Annotated in this window: 20 protein-coding genes; 11 read left to right on the top strand and 9 right to left on the bottom strand. The window is 73.5% G+C overall.

Features of this window, described 5'->3' with window-relative positions; all coding sequences use genetic code 11:
• The first annotated feature begins 114 nt into the window (after positions 1-114).
• On the top strand, positions 115-2,115 hold the full coding sequence (gene thrS, locus EV374_RS31500) for a threonine--tRNA ligase (RefSeq protein ID WP_132240808.1): 2,001 nt from the start codon (positions 115-117) through the stop codon (positions 2,113-2,115).
• A 61-nt stretch (positions 2,116-2,176) separates the two neighbouring features.
• Here thrS and EV374_RS31495 read toward each other — a convergent pair whose 3' ends face one another.
• Positions 2,177-2,914, bottom strand: coding sequence for a D-Ala-D-Ala carboxypeptidase family metallohydrolase (locus tag EV374_RS31495; protein WP_484512799.1), 738 nt, complete (start codon positions 2,912-2,914; stop codon positions 2,177-2,179).
• Positions 2,915-3,137: 223 nt separating this feature from the next.
• Between EV374_RS31495 and EV374_RS31490 the strand changes: the two genes are divergently transcribed.
• Together EV374_RS31490 and EV374_RS31485 are read left to right on the top strand one after the other, a co-directional pair.
• Entirely contained in the window at positions 3,138-3,650 is a 513-nt protein-coding gene (locus tag EV374_RS31490; protein ID WP_207914693.1) for an HIT family protein, read from the top strand.
• A gap of 175 nt (positions 3,651-3,825) precedes the next feature.
• Entirely contained in the window at positions 3,826-4,884 is a 1,059-nt protein-coding gene (locus tag EV374_RS31485; RefSeq protein ID WP_132240805.1) for an aldo/keto reductase, read from the top strand.
• A 125-nt stretch (positions 4,885-5,009) separates the two neighbouring features.
• Here EV374_RS31485 and EV374_RS31480 read toward each other — a convergent pair whose 3' ends face one another.
• Positions 5,010-7,172 (bottom strand): elongation factor G-like protein EF-G2, encoded by a 2,163-nt coding sequence (locus tag EV374_RS31480; protein ID WP_132240804.1) that lies wholly within the window; start codon positions 7,170-7,172, stop codon positions 5,010-5,012.
• Between the two features lie 252 nt (positions 7,173-7,424).
• Here EV374_RS31480 and pgsA point away from each other — a divergent pair, with 252 nt between their 5' ends.
• The 8 genes from pgsA (at position 7,425) to EV374_RS31440 (ending at position 14,368) form a co-directional block, all read left to right on the top strand.
• Complete coding sequence (gene pgsA / locus EV374_RS31475) at positions 7,425-8,057, top strand: phosphatidylinositol phosphate synthase (protein WP_132240803.1); 633 nt, start codon at positions 7,425-7,427, stop codon at positions 8,055-8,057.
• A gap of 43 nt (positions 8,058-8,100) precedes the next feature.
• Complete coding sequence (locus EV374_RS31470; protein WP_132240802.1) at positions 8,101-9,033, top strand: phosphatidylinositol mannoside acyltransferase; 933 nt, start codon at positions 8,101-8,103, stop codon at positions 9,031-9,033.
• Between the two features lie 15 nt (positions 9,034-9,048).
• A complete protein-coding gene (locus EV374_RS31465; protein WP_132240801.1) occupies positions 9,049-10,209 on the top strand; it encodes a glycosyltransferase family 4 protein in 1,161 nt (386 codons plus the stop codon).
• Positions 10,210-10,212: 3 nt separating this feature from the next.
• Positions 10,213-10,716 (top strand): hypothetical protein, encoded by a 504-nt coding sequence (locus tag EV374_RS31460; protein ID WP_132240800.1) that lies wholly within the window; start codon positions 10,213-10,215, stop codon positions 10,714-10,716.
• 216 nt (positions 10,717-10,932) lie between these two features.
• A complete protein-coding gene (gene pdxS / locus EV374_RS31455; RefSeq protein WP_132240799.1) occupies positions 10,933-11,850 on the top strand; it encodes a pyridoxal 5'-phosphate synthase lyase subunit PdxS in 918 nt (305 codons plus the stop codon).
• Positions 11,851-11,949: 99 nt separating this feature from the next.
• The gene (pdxT, locus tag EV374_RS31450) at positions 11,950-12,558 is read left to right on the top strand and encodes a pyridoxal 5'-phosphate synthase glutaminase subunit PdxT (protein ID WP_132240798.1); all 609 of its coding nucleotides are present in this window, start codon (positions 11,950-11,952) and stop codon (positions 12,556-12,558) included.
• Between the two features lie 197 nt (positions 12,559-12,755).
• Entirely contained in the window at positions 12,756-13,505 is a 750-nt protein-coding gene (locus tag EV374_RS31445; RefSeq protein ID WP_101409175.1) for a YebC/PmpR family DNA-binding transcriptional regulator, read from the top strand.
• 200 nt (positions 13,506-13,705) lie between these two features.
• Positions 13,706-14,368 (top strand): ribonuclease FAU-1 family protein, encoded by a 663-nt coding sequence (locus EV374_RS31440; protein WP_207914690.1) that lies wholly within the window; start codon positions 13,706-13,708, stop codon positions 14,366-14,368.
• A 37-nt stretch (positions 14,369-14,405) separates the two neighbouring features.
• Here EV374_RS31440 and EV374_RS31435 read toward each other — a convergent pair whose 3' ends face one another.
• From EV374_RS31435 to EV374_RS31405, 7 genes are all read right to left on the bottom strand, one after another.
• Complete coding sequence (locus tag EV374_RS31435) at positions 14,406-15,470, bottom strand: ABC transporter permease (RefSeq protein ID WP_132240797.1); 1,065 nt, start codon at positions 15,468-15,470, stop codon at positions 14,406-14,408.
• Positions 15,467-16,360 carry an ATP-binding cassette domain-containing protein gene (locus EV374_RS31430; RefSeq protein ID WP_132240796.1) on the bottom strand — a complete coding sequence of 298 codons (894 nt, stop codon included), beginning with the start codon at positions 16,358-16,360 and terminating at the stop codon, positions 15,467-15,469. The genes EV374_RS31435 and EV374_RS31430 overlap by 4 nt, the downstream gene beginning before the upstream one ends.
• A gap of 81 nt (positions 16,361-16,441) precedes the next feature.
• Positions 16,442-17,161 carry a response regulator transcription factor gene (locus EV374_RS31425; RefSeq protein ID WP_132240795.1) on the bottom strand — a complete coding sequence of 240 codons (720 nt, stop codon included), beginning with the start codon at positions 17,159-17,161 and terminating at the stop codon, positions 16,442-16,444.
• Positions 17,158-18,444 (bottom strand): sensor histidine kinase, encoded by a 1,287-nt coding sequence (locus EV374_RS31420; protein ID WP_132240794.1) that lies wholly within the window; start codon positions 18,442-18,444, stop codon positions 17,158-17,160. Before EV374_RS31420 ends, EV374_RS31425 begins: the two co-directional genes overlap by 4 nt.
• Positions 18,445-18,570: 126 nt before the next feature.
• The gene (locus EV374_RS31415) at positions 18,571-19,521 is read right to left on the bottom strand and encodes an HAAS signaling domain-containing protein (protein WP_132240793.1); all 951 of its coding nucleotides are present in this window, start codon (positions 19,519-19,521) and stop codon (positions 18,571-18,573) included.
• Positions 19,518-19,859: a PadR family transcriptional regulator gene (locus EV374_RS31410; protein WP_089001033.1), complete on the bottom strand. Its 342-nt coding sequence runs from the start codon at positions 19,857-19,859 to the stop codon at positions 19,518-19,520. Before EV374_RS31410 ends, EV374_RS31415 begins: the two co-directional genes overlap by 4 nt.
• 134 nt (positions 19,860-19,993) lie before the next feature.
• The gene (locus tag EV374_RS31405; protein WP_132240792.1) at positions 19,994-20,629 is read right to left on the bottom strand and encodes a hypothetical protein; all 636 of its coding nucleotides are present in this window, start codon (positions 20,627-20,629) and stop codon (positions 19,994-19,996) included.
• Positions 20,630-20,867: the final 238 nt, after the last annotated feature.

The following is a 20,867-nucleotide window of genomic DNA, read 5'->3' as shown; positions in this document are numbered from 1 at the left end:
GTCCCACGGACCCCGGGGGCGGTGGCGTCGGCGACCGTGCCGGCGGGGGCGACCGATAGCATCGCAGGAGCCGAACGTTCGGCGTCATCCGTGCCGTCTGCTGGAGGAGTCACCGTGTCCGCACCCCGTACCCCCGCCGTGGCCGACCCCGTCGTCGTCGCCGCCGGGACCACGGCGGCCGACGCGGTGGCCGCGGCCGGTCTGCCCGCGTCCGGCCCGAAGGCGATCGTGGTGGTCCGCGACCCGCAGGGCCAGCTGCGCGACCTGGACTGGGCCCCGCAGGCCGACACCGAGGTCGAGCCGGTCAGCCTCGACTCGCCGGACGGGCTCAACGTGCTGCGGCACTCCTGCGCGCACGTGCTCGCCCAGGCCGTGCAGGACGTCTTCCCGGAGGCCAAGCTCGGCATCGGCCCGCCCATCGAGAACGGCTTCTACTACGACTTCGCCGTCGACAAGCCGTTCCAGCCGGACGACCTCGGCAAGCTCGAGAAGCGGATGCAGGAGATCGTCAAGTCCGGTCAGCGGTTCCGCCGCCGGCGCTTCGGCAGCCTCGACGAGGCGAAGGCCGAGCTGGCCGCCGAGCCGTTCAAGCTGGAGCTCATCGACGTCAAGGGCGAAGGGCTGGACACCTCCGAGGTGATGGAGGTGGGCGGCGGCGAACTGACCATCTACGACAACCTCGCCGCCAAGGAGGACAAGGTCTGCTGGTCGGACCTGTGCCGGGGCCCGCACCTGCCGAACACCCGGCTGATCGGCGCGTTCAAGCTGATGCGCTCGGCCGCCGCGTACTGGCGCGGGTCGGAGAAGAACCCGCAGCTCCAGCGGGTCTACGGCACCGCCTGGCCGACCCGGGACGAGCTGAAGGCGTACCTGAAGCTGCTGGAGGAGGCCGCGCGGCGCGACCACCGCAAGCTCGGCGTGGACCTGGACCTGTTCAGCTTCCCGGACGAGCTGGGTTCGGGCCTGGCGGTCTTCCACCCCAAGGGCGGCATCATCCGCCGGGAGATGGAGAACTACTCGCGCATCAAGCACGAGCAGGCCGGCTACGCCTTCGTCAACACGCCGCACATCACCAAGGGCCACCTGTACGAGGTCTCCGGGCACCTGGACTGGTATGCCGACGGCATGTTCCCGCCCATGGAGGTCGAGGGCGCGAGCTACTACCTCAAGCCGATGAACTGCCCGATGCACGACCTGATCTTCCGGTCCCGGGGGCGGTCCTACCGCGAGCTGCCGCTGCGGATGTTCGAGTTCGGCACGGTCTACCGCTACGAGAAGTCCGGCGTGGTGCACGGCCTGACCCGGGTGCGCGGCATGACGCAGGACGACGCGCACATCTTCTGCACCGAGGAGCAGATGGCGGGCGAGCTGAAGTCGCTGCTCGTCTTCGTGCTCGAACTGCTGCGTGACTACGGCCTGGACGACTTCTACCTTGAGCTGTCCACCCGCAACCCGGAGAAGTCGGTCGGCACCGACGAGAACTGGGAGCGGGCCACCGAGGCCCTGCGCTCCGCCGCCGAGGAGTCCGGGCTGGACCTGGTGCCCGACCCGGGTGGCGCGGCCTTCTACGGCCCGAAGATCTCCGTGCAGGCCAAGGACGCCATTGGCCGGACCTGGCAGATGTCCACCATCCAGGTCGACTTCAACCTGCCGGAGCGCTTCGGGCTGGAGTACCAGGCCGCCGACGGCAGCCGGCAGCGACCGGTGATGATCCACCGGGCGCTCTTCGGCTCGATCGAGCGCTTCTTCGGCGTGCTGACCGAGCACTACGCGGGCGCGTTCCCGGCGTGGCTGGCCCCGGTGCAGGTGGTCGGCATCCCGATCCGCGAGGACCACACCGACTACCTGCACGGCTTCGTCGCCGCGCTGCGCGCCGAGGGCGTCCGCGCCCAGGTCGACGCGGGCGACGACCGGATGCAGAAGAAGATCCGCACCGCCCAGCAGCAGAAGGTCCCGTTCATGGTGATCGCCGGCGACGACGACGTGGCCGCCGGCACCGTCTCGTTCCGCTACCGGGACGGCTCGCAGCGCAACGGGGTGCCGGTCGCCGACGCCGTGGCCCACGTGCTCGACGTGGTCGGCTCCCGGACCAACGTCGGCCCGTCCGCCGCCTGACCCGCGACGCACCGAAGGCCCCCCGCAGCGCGGGGGGCCTTCGTCACGGGGTCGTCAGGTGTCAGATCCCGCAGCTCGGCGCGGACCAGCCGCCGACCGCCCCGACGTGGGTGTGGTCGTTGTGACCCGGGTAGCCGGGGCCGAGGATGTTGCCGAAGCCGTGGTAGCGGGCCTGCTGGGCGAGCCGGCAGAACGAGGGCGACCCGACCAGGTCGACGCCGTCGCCGTAGAGGTGCCGGCTGTTGGAGGCGCCGCCGACCGCGCTGTTGCAGGAGTAGCTGCGGAACCCGCTGCTGATGTTGATCGACACGCTCCCGAGGGCCTTCCGCATGGCCTGGAGCTTCCACATCGACACCAGCGCGTTGAACTTGGCCGTGCTGGCGGAGACCGCGCCACCGGACCAGGTGCTGTTGCACCGGTTGAGTTCCGCGTAGGTGAAGTTGACCGGGGTGCAGTCGTTGTCCTGGAGCGCGTAGAGCTGGTTCTGGGTCGCCGGCCCCGCGACGCCGTCCGCGGCCAGGCCGTACGCCTGCTGGAAACGGATCACGGCGGACCGGGTGGCCGGGCCGAACGAACCGTCGAGGGCGAGCTGGGCGTTGTACCCGGGGTAGCCGGCGAGCCGGATCTGCAGCTGCCGGACGTCCTCGCCGGTGGCGCCCTGGGCGAGGACGCGCCCCCATGTGTAGCAGCCGTCCGCCTGTGCGGGGCTGCTGGTCGCCACCACGCCCACGAGGGCGGTGGAGGCGGCGAGCGCGCAGGCGGCGAGCGCCCGGCCAAAGCGGCGGAATGCGGTTCTCACGATGGGCTCCCATCGACAAGGGATGATGTCTGTGGATGGATTCTTCATTCACGTTCATCAGTTCGTCAAGAACTTTCACCCCCTATCCGTCCCCCTGAACGCGATCCGGGCCCCAGGGGGCGTCGGGGTCGGGCGCGGACCGGCGTACGGCGTCCGGAGCGGGCGTCGCCGGGAACGTAGGATCGGTGGCGTGACTGGGGTGGAACGGCACATGGACAGCGGCATGGCCGACGGCCTGGAGCGGCTCTGGACTCCGCACCGGATGACCTACATCTCCGGGGAGGACCGGCCCGAGGGCGGCTACGAGCGGCCCGCCGGCTGCCCGTTCTGCCGGGCCCCGGGGCTGGCGCCCGGGGAGAGCCTGGTGGTGGCCCGGGGCGAGCACGCGTTCGCGGTGCTCAACCTCTATCCCTACAACCCCGGGCACCTGCTGGTCTGCCCCTACCGGCACGTGGCCGACTACACCGAGCTGGACCTGGCCGAGACGACCGAGCTGGCGGCGTTCACCCAGACCGCCATGCGGGTGGTGCGCAAGGTGAGCAACGCGCACGGGTTCAACCTGGGCATGAACCAGGGCGGCGTGGCCGGCGCGGGCATCGCCGCGCACCTGCACCAGCACGTGGTGCCCCGTTGGGGCGGCGACGCCAACTTCATGCCCGTGATCGGGCAGACGAAGGTCCTGCCGCAACTGCTCACCGACACCCGCGACCTGTTCACCCGGGCCTGGCCGACCTAGACCGACCCTCGCTCTTTCCGGCGGTCCGTGACGGTGTGCGGCTCCGCCCGCCGCTCCCCGCGTCCGGCTCCTGGATGACCGACCCGAAGCGTCGGTCCGGGCCGGTCGGCGGCTGCGGTCGTGTCGTCGGCAAACTTCCCGCCCCGGGTCGGGCGCGAGGTGGCACGATCTGGCGATGGCAGTGACGACGCGGACGTTGGGCCGCAGCGGCATCGAGGTCAGCGCCCTCGGCATGGGGTGCTGGGCGATCGGCGGCCCCTGGGCCGAGGGCGGCCAGCCGCTGGGCTGGGGCGCCGTCGACGACGACGAGTCGGTCCGCGCGATCCGGCACGCGCTCGACCTCGGCGTGACGCTCTTCGACACCGCCGACACCTACGGGGCCGGGCACGGCGAGCGGGTGCTCGGCCGGGCCCTCGCCGGCCGGCGCGACGAGGCCGTGATCGCCACCAAGTGGGGCTACACCTTCGACGAGGCCACCCGCCAGGCCACCGGCGAGGACACCTCCCCGGCGTACCTGCGGCGGGCCGTCGCACACTCGCTGCGCCGGTTGGGCACCGACCGGATCGACCTCTACCAGCTGCACCTGGCGGACCTGCCGGTGCCGCGGGCCGAGGCGCTCGTCGGCACCCTGGAGGACCTGGTCGCCGAAGGGCTGATCCGGGCGTACGGCTGGAGCACCGACCGCCCCGACCGGGCCGCCGCGTTCGGGCGGGACGCCCGGCACGCCACCGCCGTGCAGCACACGCTGTCGGTGCTCCGGGACGCCCCCGAACTGCTCGCCGTCTGCGACAAGTACGACCTCGCCAGCGTCAACCGGGGACCGCTGGGCATGGGCCTGCTCTCCGGCAAGTACACGGCCGGCTCCACGCTGCCCCGCGACGACGTGCGCGGCGTCGCCCCCGGTTGGCTGGAGTGGTTCCGGGGCGGCCGGCCGGCGCCGGAGTGGCTGCGCCGTGTCACCGCCGTGCGGGCGGCGTTGACCGCTGACGGGCGTACCCTCGCCCAGGGCGCGCTCGGGTGGCTCTGGGCGCGCAGCGAGCGCACCGTCCCGATCCCCGGCTGCCGCACCGTGGCCCAGGTGGAGGAGAACGCCGGGGCCCTGCGCCGGGGTCCGCTGCCGGCCGACCAGTTCGCCGAGGTGGAGCGCCAGTTGGCCGCGCTGCGCTCGGCCGCCCTCCGCGACGCCGACCGCCCCCACCACCCGAGCCCCCTGCCCCCCACCGCCCGCCCCTGACCCGCCCCTGACCCGCCCCTGACCCCCTCACGAGAGTCGATCATGCACTTGTGGTGGCCGTTGTGCCCCGAATCGCACCTTTCAGGGGGCACCACAACTGCATGATCGACCGCGAGGGGCGGTGGCTAGGGGTGGGTGGGGTGTTCCTTGCGGAGCTGGTCTGCCAGGTGGGCGGGCATCGGGTCGTAGCGGACGAAGTGGCGGCGGAACGTGCCGGTGCCCGACGTCATGGAGCGCAGCTCGACCGCGTAGCGGAGCAGCTCCGTGGCGGGTACCTCGGCGCGGACCACGGTGCGCCCCTCGGCCTCGGGGTCGGCCTCGGTGCCGAGCACCCGGCCGCGCCGGCCGGACAGGTCGCCCATCACCGCGCCCACCGAGGAGTCGGGCACCCGCACCGCCACCTCGTCGATCGGCTCCAGCAGCGCCGGCTGCCCCTTCCCGGCGGCGTCGCGCAGGGCGAGGGCGCCGGCGGTCTGGAAGGCCGCGTCGGAGGAGTCGACGCTGTGCGCCTTGCCGTCGACGAGGGTCACCCGCAGGTCCACCACCGGGTGGCCGGCGACCAGGCCCCGCTCCATCTGGGCGCGTACGCCCTTCTCGACGGAGGGGACGTAGTTGTGCGGCACCGCCCCGCCGACCACCCGGTCGACGAACTCGAATCCGGCGCCGGGCGGCAGCGGCTCGACCTCGATGTCGCAGACGGCGTACTGGCCGTGGCCGCCGGACTGCTTGACGTGCCGGCCGTGCCCCTTTGCCGCGACGGTCAGCGTCTCGCGTAGCGCGACCCGGACCGGCTCGGTGTCCAGCTCCACCCCGCCGGCGCGCAGGCGCTCCAGCACCACGTCGGCGTGCGCCTCGCCCATGCACCAGAGCACCAGCTGGTGGGTCTCCGGGTTGCGCTCCAGCCGCATGGTGGGGTCGCCGGCGACCAGGCGGGCCAGGTTGCGCGCGAGGGCGTCCTCGTCGGCGCGGCTGCGGGCCGCGACGGCCACCGGCAGCAGTGGCTCGGGCATCTCCCAGGGGGCGATCAGCAGCGGGTCGTCCTTGGCGGAGACGGTGTCGCCGGTCTCGGCGCTGCCCGACTTGGTGATCGCGCAGATGTCGCCGGCCACGCAGGCGCCCACCTCGCGCAGGCTCGCGCCCAGCGGCGTGTAGATGTGGCCGACCCGCTCGTCGGCGTCGTGGTCGGGGTGGCCGCGCTCGGCCATTCCGTGCCCGGAGACGTGCACGGTCTGCTCGGGGCGCAGGGTGCCGGAGAAGACCCGGACCAGGGAGACCCGCCCGACGTGCCGGTCGACGGTCGTCTTGACCACCTCGGCGACCAGCGGGCCGTCCGGGTCGCAGGTCAGCGGCGGCCGGGGGGAGCCGTCCACCCCGGCGACCGCCGGCAGCTCGTGCTCCAGCGGCGAGGGGAAGCCGGCGGTGAGCACCTCCAGCAGCGCGTCCAGCCCCACGCCGGTCTCGGCGCAGACCGGCACCACCGGGTAGAAGTGGCCGCGGGCGACCGCCTTCTCCAGGTCGTCGACGAGCACGTCGGTGCCGATCTCCTCGCCGTCGAGGTAGCGGTCCATCAGGGACTCGTCCTCGCTCTCGGCGATGATCCCCTCGATCAGCTCGTTGCGGGACTCGACGATGGCGGGCAGGTGCTCCGGGTCCGGCTCGCGTACCTCGGCCGGCAGGCCGGCGGTGTAGTCGAAGACCCGGCGGGTGATCAGGCCGAGCAGGCCGACGGTGGAGATCCCGTCGTCGCCGAGCATCGGCAGGTAGAGCGGCATCACGTTGTCGCCGAAGACCCGCTGACACAGTGCCACGGCCTCGTCGAAGTCGGCACGCGGGTGGTCCAGCCGGGCCACGGCGACCGCCCGGGGCATGTCGACCGCCGCGCACTCCTCCCAGAGGGCGGCGGTGGCGGCGTCCATCCCGTCGACGGCGGAGACCACGAACAGCGCCGCGTCGGCGGCCCGCAGCCCCGCCCGCAGCTCGCCCACGAAGTCGGCGTAGCCGGGGGTGTCGAGCAGGTTGACCTTGATCCCGTCGTGCAGCAGCGGGGCGCAGGCCAGGCTCACCGAGCGCTGCTGGCGTACGGCTGCCGGGTCGTGGTCGCAGACGGTGGTGCCGTCGGCGACGTCGCCGGCCCGGCCGATCGTGCCGCTCGCCGCGAGCAGCGCCTCGACCAGCGTCGTCTTACCCGCTCCGGAGTGCCCGACGAGCACCACGTTGCGGATCCTGCCGGGCTCGGTCACCACCGGCGCGCCGCCGGCGGCCCCCTTCTCCTGACTCTTCTGCGCCATGGGGCGCACCTCCCTCAGCCGTGGTTGGTGGCGACCGCCGCGCGCGACGGGGAAGCGGCCCGGTCGGGTTCCGCGGCGACATCCTCCGGTGTGGTGCCGGTTTGCGGGTAATCAACGGGCGGGTGGGTGAGCTGGCTCACTTCCCTGCCTCGATCTCACACCCGATCCGGGGTCGGCACAAGGCTCCGTCCCCGCGGGTCGCCTGACCGGCCGTACCGCTGCTGCTACGCGGACCGTTATCGTGGGACCGCCATGGCGAAGATCTTCCAAGTGTCGGCCCGCGCGGGGATGACCCGTGTCGTCGAGCCGGTCGCACGCCGCCTGCTCCGAGCGGGCGTAACTCCCAACGCGGTCACCGTGGCGGGCACCCTCGGGGTGCTCGTCGGCGCGCTCGGCTTCGGTGCCCGCGGTCATCTGGTCGCCGGGGCCCTGATAGTCACCTTCTTCGCGCTCACCGACCTGCTCGACGGGACGATGGCCCGGATGAGCGGGGGCTCGACGAAGTTCGGGGCGTTCCTCGACTCGAGCATGGACCGGGTCGCCGACAGCGCCGTCTTCGGCGCGGTGGCGTACTGGCTGGCCACCCAGCACCAGTACTCGGGCGTCGCCGCCGCGCTGCTCTGCCTGGCCGCCGGCGGGCTGGTCTCCTACGTGAAGGCCCGCGCCGAGGGGCTCGGCATGACCTGCAACGTGGGCATCGCCGAGCGCACCGAACGGCTGCTCATCGTCGGCGTCGGCGGGCTGCTCACCGGCTTCAACGTCAAGCCCGCGCTGGAGATCGCGCTCTGGCTGCTGGCCGCCGTGTCGATCTTCACCGTCGGCCAGCGGATGGCGCACGTCCACCGCCAGGCCCAGCGGGTGCACACCCCGGGCGGGCAGGGGTGAGCGCGACACCCGCCGGTCGGCCGGGGCCGGGGGGCCGGCGCCGGTGAACCTCACCGAGCTCGGCTACGTCGCCGGGTGGCGCGTGATCCGCGCGCTGCCCCGGTCCGTCACGGCGGCGGCGTTCCGGGCGGGCGCCGACCGCGCCCACCGTCGCGGCGGCGGCGGTACGGCCCGACTGCGCGCGAACCTGCGCCGGGTGGTCGGCCCCGACCTGCCGGAGGCCGAGCTCGACGAGCTGGTCCGTCGTGGCCTGCGCTCGTACGCCCGGTACTGGCTGGAGGCGTTCCGGCTGCCCGCGCTCAGCCGGGCGGAGATCCTGGCCGGGTTCCGGCTCGACGGCGAGGCGAAGCTCGCGGCCGACGTGGCGGCCGGGCGGGGCGCGGTGGTGGCGCTGCCGCACGCCGGCAACTGGGACGCGGCCGGCGCCTGGGTCGCGGCGACCGGCTGGCCGATCACCACCGTTGCCGAGCGGCTCAAGCCCGAGGGCGTCTACCAGCGCTTCCTCGCCTTCCGCCGGAGCCTGGGCATGGAGATCCTGCCCACCCACGGCGGCGAGCGCAACGCCTTCGACGTACTGGTCGACCGGGTCCGGGCCGGCACGGTGGTGCCCCTGCTGGCAGACCGGGACCTCTCCGCGCGGGGCGTGGAGGTCGAGTTCTTCGGTCACCGCACCCGGATGCCCCCGGGCCCGGCCCTGCTCGCGCTGCGCACCGGAGCGCCGCTCTACGTCGCCTCGATGTGGTACGAGGCGGACGCGGCGTGCGCCTCGATCGAGGGACCGCTGCCGCTGCCCGGCCCCGAGGAGGGCCCGCTCGACCAGCGGGTCCGGTCGCTGACCCAGCGGATCGCCGACGGTCTGGCGGCGGGCATCGCCCGGCATCCGGAAGACTGGCACATGTTGCAGCGGATGTGGCTGGACCAGCACGGCAGGGGCGGCGACGCGACTCTGCCCTCCCCGGCCGCCGGACAGGCGTAAGGGAGGCGTTTGCACGTGCGCATCGGCATCGTGTGCCCGTACTCCTTCGACGTGCCCGGTGGAGTGCAGAACCACGTCATGGACCTCGCCGAGGCGCTGATCGGGCTCGGGCACGAGGTGAGCGTGCTCGCCCCGGCCGACGAGGACTCCCCGCTGCCGCCGTACGTGGTGCCGGCGGGACGGGCCCTGCCGCTGCCGTACAACGGCTCGGTGGCCCGCATCGCCTTCGGCCCGGTCTCCACCGCGCGGGTGCGGCGGTGGATCATCCGGGGCGAGTTCGACGTGCTGCACGTGCACGAGCCGCTGACCCTGAGCCTGTCGCTGCTGGCCGTGCTCTCCGCGCGTGGCCCGGTGGTGGCGACCTTCCACACCGCGATGACCCGGTCGCGGGCGCTGGCCGCCGCGCAGGGCGTGCTCCAGATCGTGCTGGAGCGGATCACCGCCCGGATCGCGGTGAGCGCCCTGGCGCGCAAGGTGCAGGTCGAGCACATGGACGGCGGGGCGGTGGAGATCCCCAACGGGGTGGCCGTCGCGAAGTTCAGTCACGCGCAGCCCCTGCCGGGCTGGCCGGGGGAGTGCCCGCCGGGCCGCGACGGGGCGATCGGGTTCCTCGGCCGGTTCACCGAGGCCCGCAAGGGCTTCCCGATCCTGCGCGACGCCTTCGTCGAGTTGGCCCGGCAGCGGCCCGGGCTGCGGCTGCTGGTGGCCGGGCCCGGCGACGCGGACGACCTGTTCGGGCGGTTCCCGGCCGACCTGCGGGACCGGGTGACCTTCCTCGGGCTGGTCTCCGAGGAGGACAAGGCGCGGATGCTGCGCAGCGTGCACCTCTACGTGGCGCCGAACACCGGCGGCGAGTCGTTCGGGATGATCCTCACCGAGGCGCTCGCGGCGGGCACGACCGTCCTCGCCAGCGACCTCGACGCGTTCCGCCGGGTGCTCGACGGGGGTCGGGCCGGCCGGCTCTTCCCGACCGGGGACCCGGCCGCGCTGCGTACCGCCCTCGCCGACCTGCTCGACGATCCCGGCGCCCGGGCCGCGCTGACCGCCTGCGGCGACCAGGTGGTGGCCACCTTCGACTGGCCGGTGGTCGCCCGGCGGGTGCTGGAGGTGTACGCGGCGGCGATCGAGGCCACCGACGGGCGGGTCATGGACACCGAATGGGTGGGGCTGGACTAGACGATGTCGGGCGTGTGGTGGGTGGTGCTCGCGACCCTGGTCGTCGGGCTGGTGGCGGCGTACCTCGTCTGGACCGCCGGCCGGGTCGCCCGGCTGCACGCGCGGGCCGAGCTGGCGGCCCGCGCCCTGGAGGCCCACCTGCTGCGCCGGGCGGCGGCCGCCGCGGTCCTGGCCGAGCGCCGCTACGGCGTCGAGCTGTACGCGGCGGCGCGGATCGCGCTGGACGCCGAGCCCGACGAGCGGGAGGCCGCCGAGAACGACCTCACCCGCCAGTTGCGGGCGGTGGAGCTGGACCCGGCGGATCCGGGCTGCGAGGCGGTGATCGGCGCCAGCCGGCGGCTCGCCCTGGCCCGCCAGGTGCACACCGACCTGGTCCGCGACGCCCGCGCGGCGCGGGGCCGCCCGCTGGTGCGCCTGTTGCGGATGGGGCGCCGCCGGCCGTGGCCGACCTACTTCGACATCGACGACCCCACCCTGACCGTCCCGGCTGACGTCCCCGCCACCTGACCCCCAGCGGGCGTCCCCGCGGGGAAGCATCGCGGGCGGGGAGGGGACGGACCTCGCATCCGGGAGCAGCGGGGCAGGTGGGGAGGAACCACGCGGGGCCGGTGATGGCTGCCACAGTGCAGGCCACCGTGGGTCTGATTGGCTGTCGGATCGGCGTTGGAGCCGTCGTAGCATTTCCGCAGCCACCCCCCGAGCACGTTCGAGGAGCGATGACCCGTGCCCGAAACCACTGCCCAGAACGCTAGCGCCAGCCCCGTCACCGGCACCGCCCGCGTCAAGCGCGGCATGGCCGAGATGCTCAAGGGCGGCGTGATCATGGACGTGGTCAACGCCGAGCAGGCCAAGATCGCCGAGGACGCCGGCGCCGTCGCGGTGATGGCGCTCGAGCGGGTGCCCGCCGACATCCGCGCCCAGGGCGGGGTGTCCCGGATGAGCGACCCCGACATGATCGACGGCATCATCAACGCCGTCTCCATCCCGGTCATGGCCAAGGCCCGGATCGGTCACTTCGTGGAGGCCCAGATCCTCCAGTCGCTCGGCGTCGACTACGTCGACGAGTCCGAGGTGCTGACCCCGGCCGACTTCGCGAACCACATCGACAAGTGGGCCTTCACCGTCCCCTTCGTCTGCGGGGCGACCAACCTCGGCGAGGCGCTGCGCCGGATCACCGAGGGCGCGGCGATGATCCGCTCCAAGGGCGAGGCCGGCACCGGTGACGTCTCCAACGCCACGACCCACATGCGCAGGATCCGCCAGGAGATCCGCCGGCTGAGCTCGCTGCCGACCGACGAGCTGTTCGTGGCCGCCAAGGAGCTCCAGGCGCCGTACGAGCTGGTCAAGGAGGTCGCCGAGAGCGGCAAGCTGCCGGTGGTGCTCTTCACCGCCGGTGGCATCGCCACCCCGGCCGACGCCGCGATGATGATGCAGCTCGGCGCCGAGGGCGTCTTCGTCGGCTCCGGCATCTTCAAGTCCGGCAACCCCGCGCAGCGCGCCGCCGCGATCGTCAAGGCCACCACCTTCCACGACGACCCGGACGTGCTGGCCAAGGTCTCCCGGGGCCTGGGCGAGGCGATGGTCGGCATCAACGTGGACGAGATCCCGCAGCCGCACCGCCTGGCCGAGCGCGGCTGGTGAGCTGTCAGGAAGGGCACCTTCCTGTCGCCTGGTGCATAGGAAGGTGCCCTTCCTTACACAGCAACCGCGCCGGCACGTTCGTTACGAGAGGAACGGCAGATGAGCGACGCACCCGTGATCGGCGTGCTCGCCCTTCAGGGGGACGTCCGCGAGCACGTCGCCGCGCTGGCCGAGGCCGGTGCGGTCGCCCGCCCGGTACGCCGTGCGCGGGAGCTGGACGCGGTGGACGGGCTGGTCATCCCCGGCGGTGAGTCGACCACGATCAGCAAGCTGGCCGACATCTTCGAGTTGCGCGAGCCGATCGACAAGCGCATCGCCGACGGCATGCCGGTCTACGGCTCCTGCGCCGGCATGATCATGCTGGCCACCGAGGTCCTCGACGGCCGGCCCGACCAGCGCGGCTTCGCCGGCATCGAGATGACCGTACGGCGCAACGCGTTCGGCCGGCAGGTCGACTCGTTCGAGGCGCCGGTGGGGGTCACCGGGGTCGAGGGCGGCCCGTTCCACGCGGTGTTCATCCGGGCGCCGTGGGTCGAGCGGGTCGGCGACGGCGTCGAGGTGCTCGGCACGGTGACCGAGGGCCCGGCCGCCGGGCGGGTCGTGGCGGTGCGGCAGGGCAACCTGCTGGCCACCTCGTTCCATCCCGAGCTGACCGGCGACGCGCGGGTGCACGCGTACTTCGTGGCGATGGTCCGCGCGTCCCGCTGAGTGGCGGGGCGGGGCGGCGGCGCGCGGCGCGGTGACAGCGACCCGCCGGGCGTCGGTAGGATTGCCGAGATTCGGCGGGGCCAGCTGCCCGTCCACGGCTTTCCCGCAGGGCTGCCCGGCACCACCGCGTGCGCCGGCGGGAGCGGGGGCGTGCGCGGTCGGTCGATGCAGACGGCGGGTAGCAACGGAGGTAGCAGATGTCCGGCCACTCAAAGTGGGCGACGACCAAGCACAAGAAGGCGGTCATCGACGCCAAGCGCGGCAAGATGTTCGCCAAGCTGATCAAGAACGTCGAGGTCGCCGCGCGCACCGGCGGCGGTGACCCGGCCGGCAACCCGACGCTCTACGACGCCATCCAGAAGGCGAAGAAGAACTCGGTCCCCAACGACAACATCGACCGCGCCGTCAAGCGCGGCTCGGGTCTGGAGGCCGGCGGCGCCGACTGGCAGACCATCATGTACGAGGGCTACGGCCCCAACGGCGTGGCGATGCTCATCGAGTGCCTCACCGACAACCGCAACCGCGCCGCCACCGAGGTGCGCACCGCGCTGACCCGCAACGGCGGCTCGCTCGCCGACGCGGGCTCGGTGTCGTACATGTTCTCCCGCAAGGGCGTCGTGCTCGTCCCCAAGGCCGGCACGACCGAGGACGACGTGATGATGGCGGTCCTCGACGCCGGCGCCGAGGAGGTCAACGACCTGGGCGAGGCGTTCGAGGTGGTCTCCGAGCCGACCGACCTGATCGCCGTGCGCACCGCGCTCCAGGATGCCGGCATCGAGTACGAGTCGGCCGAGTCGTCGCTGATCCCGAGCGTCAACGTCCCCCTCGACGAGGAGGGCGCCCGCAAGATCTTCAAGCTGATCGACGTCCTGGAGGACTGCGACGACGTGCAGAACGTCTACGCGAACTTCGACGTCAGCGACGAGGTGATGGAGGCCGTCGGCTGATCCCGGCGTCCCCGGCGCGCGGGCCGGCACCGCCGCGACCGCCGTCGACTCCCGGCACCGACCGGGAGCCGGCGGCGGGAGGCGGCGGCCCCCGTGTCGCAGCGCGCGGGCGCGTGCTGTCCGACGTGCGACCGATTTCGCCGGACTCGCCGGGTCCGCGGTCGGGGGTGCGCCGCCCGGCGCTGGCTAGGCTGCGGGGCGTGGACCACTCGGGCCGGGCGGAGCGAGACGATGGTGGGGCGGGCGACGGCGGCCGGTTCGCGCCGGGCGACGTCGTGGTCCGGCGCGAGATCCTGCACGGCGAGGTGTGGTTCGGCTGCCCGACGATCTGCGTCGAGGACACGCCCGACCTGCTCGTGCTCTACCTGCCCCCGGGCGCGGAGTTCGGCTTCCCCGAGGCCGGCGGCGTCCGGTGCGGGCGGCACCCGTGGCAGGTCGCCGGGCACCGGGCGTGGAGCGGGCACGGCAAGCTGATGCTGCACCGCCCGGGTGAGGCGCACTCCGTGGACGTCTTCTGGACCGGCCCGCGGCGCGCCTTCGCCGGGTGGTATTTCAACCTCCAGGAGCCGGTGCGGCGTACCCCGGTCGGCGTGGACACCCTCGACCACGAGCTGGACCTCTGGTGGGGTGCCGGCGCCGACCGCTACGTCTGGAAGGACGTGGAGATGTTCGCCCAGCGCCTGGAAGAGGGGCGCTACCCGGGGATGGCCGACGCGATCCGGGCCGAGGGCGACCGGATCGCCGCCCTGCTCGACGCGGGGGAGCGTTGGTGGGACGAGGCCTGGTCGACCTGGCGTCCGGACCCGGCCTGGCCGGTGCCGGCCCTGCCGCCCGGCTGGGACACGGTCCCACCGTCCCGCTGATCGCCGCCGGCCGCTTGTGCCGCGCCGGCGCCGGCGCTCAGCCCAGCGTCTTCTCGCGCGACCGCCACGCCGTCCGCACCGAGGTGCGGCCGTTGGTGCGCAGCAGCGAGCCCTCGTACACCCGGGCCCCGGCGGCCACGAACGCGGCGGCCGCGACCAGCAGCAGGGCCAGCGACACCAGCGGCTCCCAGCCGGCCGCGTCCCCCGTGAACAGCCGCAACGGCATGGCCGTCGGCGCGGAGAACGGCACGTAGGACAGCACCCGCATGGCCGTCGCGTTGTCGTTCAGGAAGATCACCGCGAAGAACGGCAGCATGACCGCGAGCTGCACCGGCGTCGACACGCCGGCGATGTCCTCCTGTCGGTTCACCAGTGCGCCGGCCGCCGCCCACATGGCCGCGACCAGCACGAAGCCGAGCAGGAAGAACGGCAGGAACCAGCCGATCGCCGGGGCCAGCAGCGAGAGCAGCCCGCCGCTGTCGCCGAACTGCACACCGACCAGGGCGACGAGGGCGACCAGGGCGATCTGCCCGAGGGCCAGCACCGTGCCGGCGATCATTTTGCCGGCCAGCAACGCCCGTACCGGCACCGCGGCGACCAGGATCTCCACGATCCTCGTCTGCTTCTCCTCGACGATGCTCTGCGCGATCTGCACGCCGAAGGTCTGCGAGGTGACGAAGAAGATGAACGCGAAGGCGAACGGCACCAGGAAGGCCACCACCGGGTCCACCACGTCGGGGTCCAGCAGCCGGACCGCGGGCTGCGTGCTCAGCGCCGCCACCACGTCGTCGGGGGCCTCGTCCATGGCCAGCACCGCCGGCCCGGAGACCACTGCGGCGTCGACGTCGCCATCGCGTACGGCCTGCTCGGCGGCGCGGTCGTCGGGGACCGTACGGACCTCCAGCCCCGCCTCGCGCAGCGGGCCGGCCGCCGACGCGGTCACCGCCACGCTCGACGGGCCGCCGGAGAGCAGCGGCGGCAGGATGGTCGCGGCGGCGGCGATCAGCAGGAAGAACAGGGTGCTGAACAGGAAGGTGCGGTCGCGCAGCTTGACCCGGATCTCCCGGCCGGCGACCAGCCGGGTGGCCTGCATCGTGTTCACTGGGCGACCTCTCGGAAGATCTCGGTGAGGGAGGGGCTGACCGGGCGGAACGCGCGGACCGGGCCGCGCGCGAGTGCCGCGTGCAGCACCGGCTGCTCGTCCGCGCCGGGCGCGAGGTCGAACACGGCGCGCGCGCCGTCCAGGTCGACGAGGGTCACCCCCGGCTGGTCCCGCAGCCAGCCGGCGTCGGTCTGCACCACCAGCTCGTACCGGGGCACGGTGTACGTCGCGCGCAGCTCCTCGCGGCTGCCGGCGGCCCGGATCACGCCGCCCCCGATGATCACCAGGTCGTCGCAGAGCCGCTCGACGACGTCCAGCTGATGACTGGAGAAGAGCACCGGCGCGCCCGCGGCGGCCCGCTCCCGCAGGACCGCCACGACCGTGTCCACGGCCAACGGGTCGAGCCCGGAGAACGGCTCGTCGAGCACCAGCACCTCGGGGTCGTGCACCAGGGCGGCGGCGATCTGCGCGCGCTGCTGGTTGCCCAGCGACAGCGTCTCCAGCAGGTCGTCGCCACGCTCGGCGAGCCCGACCCGCTCCAGCAGCGCGTCCGTGTTGCGTCGCGCCGCGGCGGCGGTCATCCCGTGCAGCCGACCCAGGTAGCTCACCTGGTCCCGGACGCTCATCTTCGGGTAGAGGCCGCGTTCCTCCGGCATGTAGCCGAAGCGCTGGCGCGCCTGCCGGCTCAGCGGAGCGCCCTGCCAGGTGATCTCGCCGGCGTCCGGGGCGAGCACCCCGAGGATGATCCGCATGGTGGTGGTCTTGCCGGCGCCGTTGCCGCCCACGAAGCCGGTCATCCGGCCGGCGGCCACGTCGAAGGACACGTTCTGGAGCACCCGCCGGTCGCCGAAGCTGCGGTCGACGCCGTCGAGGCGGAGCACATTGGTCACGGCGTCGACGCTAGATCGCCGGCCGCGCCCCGCCGTCCGCCCCGAGATCGAGCACGACGTCCCCCTCATGGCGGAGCCGGGTCAGCCGCCGGGGCGCACCACCCCGTGCTCGTACGCGAAGACCACCGCCTGCACCCGGTCGCGCAGGCCCAGCTTGGCGAGCACCCGGCTGACGTGGGTCTTCACCGTCGCCTCGCCCAGGTGCAGCTCGGCGGCGATCTCGGCGTTGCTGGCGCCGCCGGCGACCAGGACCAGGACCTCCCGCTCGCGGGGGGTGAGGTCCCGCAGCGCCGCCTCGGGAGCCGTCCTCGGGCTGCCCGGCGGGCCGGGATCGCCGGGGCGGGCGAAGGTGGCGATCACCCGCCGGGTGAGTTCCGGGGCGAGTAGACCGTCGCCCCGGGCGAGCACCCGGATCGCCTCGATCAGGGCCTCCGGGGTGCCGTTCTTGAGCAGGAAGCCGCTGGCCCCGGCGCGCAGCGCGGCGAACAGGTAGTCGTCCCGGTCGAAGGTGGTGAGGATCAGTACGGCCGGCCCGCCCGGCCCGTCCTCCCCGGCGGTGATCCGGCGGGTGGCCTCCAGCCCGTCGACCCCGGGCATCTCGACGTCCATCAGCACGACGTCGGGACGCAGCGCCCGGGCCATGCTCGCGGCACGCTCCCCGTCGGCGGCCTCCCCGACGACCTCGATGTCGTCCTCCACCTCCAGGATGACCCGGAAGCCGGTGCGGACCAGGTGCTGGTCGTCGGCGAGCAGCACCCGGACCGGACGGTCGGTCCCGGGCGCCTCCTGGCCGGCGCTCACGCGGGCCGCCCCACCGGCAGCGGCAGCGGGAACCGGGCCCGTACCCGCCAGCCGCCGCCGGCGCGCGGGCCGACCTCCAGCGCGCCGCCGTGGGTGGCGACCCGCTCGCGCATCCCGACCAGGCCGAGCCCGTCGGCGTTCGCCGGGCGGGTCGCCCGTCCGTCATCGGTCACGTCGACCTCCACCTCGTGTGCCAGGTAGCGGATGCGCACGTCGAGCGCGGTCGCGCCCTCGGCGTGCTTGAGCGTGTTCGTCACGGCCTCCTGGACCACCCGGTACGCGGCCTGCGAGACCGACTCCGGCAGCGGCGCCGGGTCCCCGTACACCCCCATGGTGGCCCGCAGCCCGGCCTCGCGGGCGCGCTCGACCACGGCCGCGATCTGGTCGACTCCGGCCGGTCCCGGCTGGTCCGGGCGGTCCGGGCCGCCGTCGCGGGCGCGGAGCAGGCCGAGCATCCGGCGCAGCTCGTCGACGGCCGTGCGGGCGGTCTCCTCGATGGCGCTCAGCGCCGCGCGGGCCTTGACCGGGTCCTTGTCGAACACCCGGCGGGCGGCGGACGCCTGTACCCCCATCACCGACACGTGGTGGGCGACGACGTCGTGCAGCTCCCGGGCGATGCGGACCCGCTCGCCCACCACCGCGTGCTCGCGGACCTCGGCCTGCGAGCGGCGCAGCTCCTCGGCCCGGGCCTGCACCTCGTGCTGCCGCCGGGCGGCCAGCCACGCCGTCTCCCCGAAGAAGTACGCGAACCCGAAGTAGAGGCCGTTGACGAGCACGCCGTTCACCATGGCCGCGAGCAACGGGGGCACGGGCCCGACGGCGCGGGCGAACGCGTCCGGGGGGATGGTGGTGTAGGTGGTCGCGTAGTAGACCCCGAGCCACAGGAACATGGTGGCGATGACGCCGATCCGCAGCCGCCGGGACAGCCGTCGTTCCCGGCCCCACGCGCCCAACGTGTAGAGGGCGGCGAACAGCGCCCACGAGGCGAGCTGCGTCTCCGGGGCGGAGCGGGCCTGCGCGGCGATGAACGCGATCGAGACCACCAGCGTGACGGCGGCGGGGAACCGGCGTCGCCAGATCAGCGGCAGGGTCACCGCGACGGTCCAGAAGATCTGTTCCGGGACCGACGGCGGCGGGCCGAGCAGGAACGCTCCGGCGCTGCGGGCCAGGGTCAGGCTGAACAGCGCCAGGACGGTCGCGGCCAGCCCGATGTAGACGTCCAGCCGGCGCTGCTCCGCGGTGGGCCCCGGGCGCCGCCAGTCCTCGTCGGTGTCGCTGTTCATCCAGGTCAGGATCTCATCCCGCCGGGCACCGCCGATCCGGCACCCGGCCGGGGCGGCCCGGCCCGTCGCGGACCGGACGCGTCACGGCCCGGCACGCGTGGCGCGCCGGGCCGTGACGGTGGTGGATCAGGTGCGGTTGCGCCACGTCTTGACGGCGCTGTCGAGGATGTCCCAGAGCGTCACCAGCACCGTGCCGGCGATCACGGCCGTCGCCACCATGTTCAGGTTGTCGCCCTCGCCGAGCCACTCGAAGCGGGCCACGAACTCGGGGTTGAGCAGCCGGTCGGTCGACATCAGCCAGACCACCGGCGCCGCGAACGCCAAACCGAGCACCGCGTTGACCGCGACCAGCGGCCAGGTCCAGCGCCCGACCCGGTACTTGGCGAACTCCAGGCCGATCGTGGCCACCAGCACCGCGATCAGGAACGGCAGCCAGAAGCTCCACAGCGCCGGGTCGAGGATCGGCAGGTTCTCGCCGTCGTCGGTGGGCACGAACGAGCGGAAGTGCTGCATCGGCAGGTAGGCGATGACCAGCGCCAGGAAGGTGACCGAGGCGGCGATGTCGGTGAGGGTGATCTGCCGGTCGGTCGTGTCCTCCGGAAGCTGGTCGACGCTCCACGCGGGCAGGTGCAGGGGGGTCTTGGTGCGCTCCAGCACCGCGAAGACCACGGTCACCCAGAAGGCGATCTGGACGGCCACCTGGAAGGCGGTGGTGATGCCCGCGCCGATCCCCTCGCCCGCGTTGCCGCCGTCGGCGACCCTGAGCAGGCCGGCCAGCACGCCGACCAGGGCCGGGATGAAGCTGAGCAGCAACTTCATCAGCCGCGACCAGGCCAGGTAGTAGGCCGGGCCGATGAGCTGCAACCGGCGGTCGGCGTAGCGGGCGGCGAGCTTGTCCGGGTCGCCCAGCTCCGTGAGCACCTCCCGCTCGGCGACAACGGCGTCCTGCCCGCCGGCCGTACGGCCCTCGACCATGTCCGCGATCGAGGCGCGCAGCTCGGTGGCGATCTCCGCGCGGCGCGCGACCGGCACCGAGCGCAGGGTCGCGGCGAGGTATCGGTCGGTCAGGGTGGTCATCGGTCGGCTCCTTCGATCAGCCCGGTCAGGGAGGTCTGCACTGTGGCGAGGTCGGTGAGGAGCCGGCCCAGCACCGACTCGCCCTCCTCGCTGGTCCGGTAGAACTTGCGTGGCCGGCTCTCCTCGGTGTTCCACTCGCTGGTCAGCAGCCCCTGCTCCTCCAGCCGCCGCAGCAGCGGGTAGAGCGTGTTGGCGTCGACCGGAAAGCCGTGGTCGGAGAGGCGTTGCAGCAACGCGTAACCGTAGTCGGGACGGCGCAGCGCGACGAGGCTCGCCACCACCACGGTGCCCCGACGCAACTCCTGGAGGTGCGTTCGCAGGATCTCATCGCTAACCATGCGTCACACCATACTGTGTGCCACACACTATCGTCCAGCGCTACATCATCGTGCGCGGCAACATTAGTGTGTTCGGGCGAAACGGACGGCGGCGGATCCCCTCGGAGGGATCCGCCGCCGTGGGTGCCGGTCGCTCAGCAGGACCGGCCCTCCCGGAAACCGCGCTCGACGACGGACGCCGGCCCGACCTGGAGGTAGCCGACCCCCGGCCGGATCGGGTGGCCGGTGAACAGCTCCACCCGGGAACCGACGCGCACCAGATAGGCCGAGGCGTCGTCCGCGTCGTTGCGGATCATCGAGCCCCGCGGGCCGTAGATCTCCTCCAGGGCGGCGAAGGACATGCCCACCCCCGCCCCGGCGGGCGTGCGCGGCGGCGCGGTGGCGGTGCCCACCTCCACCAGCCGCCCGTCGCGGAAGGCCAGCAGGATCTTCCCCGCCCAGGCCCCGGTGACGCCGGCATGGACCGTGCCGTCGCAGCCGGCAACCATCCAGTCGATGAGGCCGGCCGCCGTGAGGCGAGCCAGACGGGCCCCGATCCGGAACGGCCCCGCGCCCCGGACGCTGATGAGCCGGACCTCGTCGGGGTCGGCGGCGGCCGGCCGGGCGGCGCCGTCCGTACCCGCGCCGAGGTGGCCGTCGGTCCGTTCGGACAGGTTCCCGGCGACGGCGGCCGGCCTGGGCGCGGCGGCGGCCGGTGCCGCCATGGTGATCGGCACGAGCCCGGCCGTGGCCAGCAGGGCGGTGACGACGGTGTACGAGAGACGGTGCACGGGGATCTCCTTCTCCGGAGTGCGGGTGTCCTTGTCTTGTTGGTCACCCGTCCGGCCGGATCGGTTCGTCGGCTTCCCGACCGATGCGCCCGGACCTGTGCGCCCGGACCTGTGCGCCCGACCGGCAGGCCCCGACCGGCAGGCCCCGACCGGTGCGCCCCGGCCCGCCCGACGCGCCGACCCGCGCGGGCTGCCCCCGGCCCGCTGCGCCGTCTACTGTCGAGGCGGAACGGCGACC

The organism is Micromonospora sp. CNZ303 (assembly GCF_004345505.1).
Note: the sequence above shows the minus strand (reverse complement) of the source record. Positions and strands in the feature narration are given on the sequence as shown.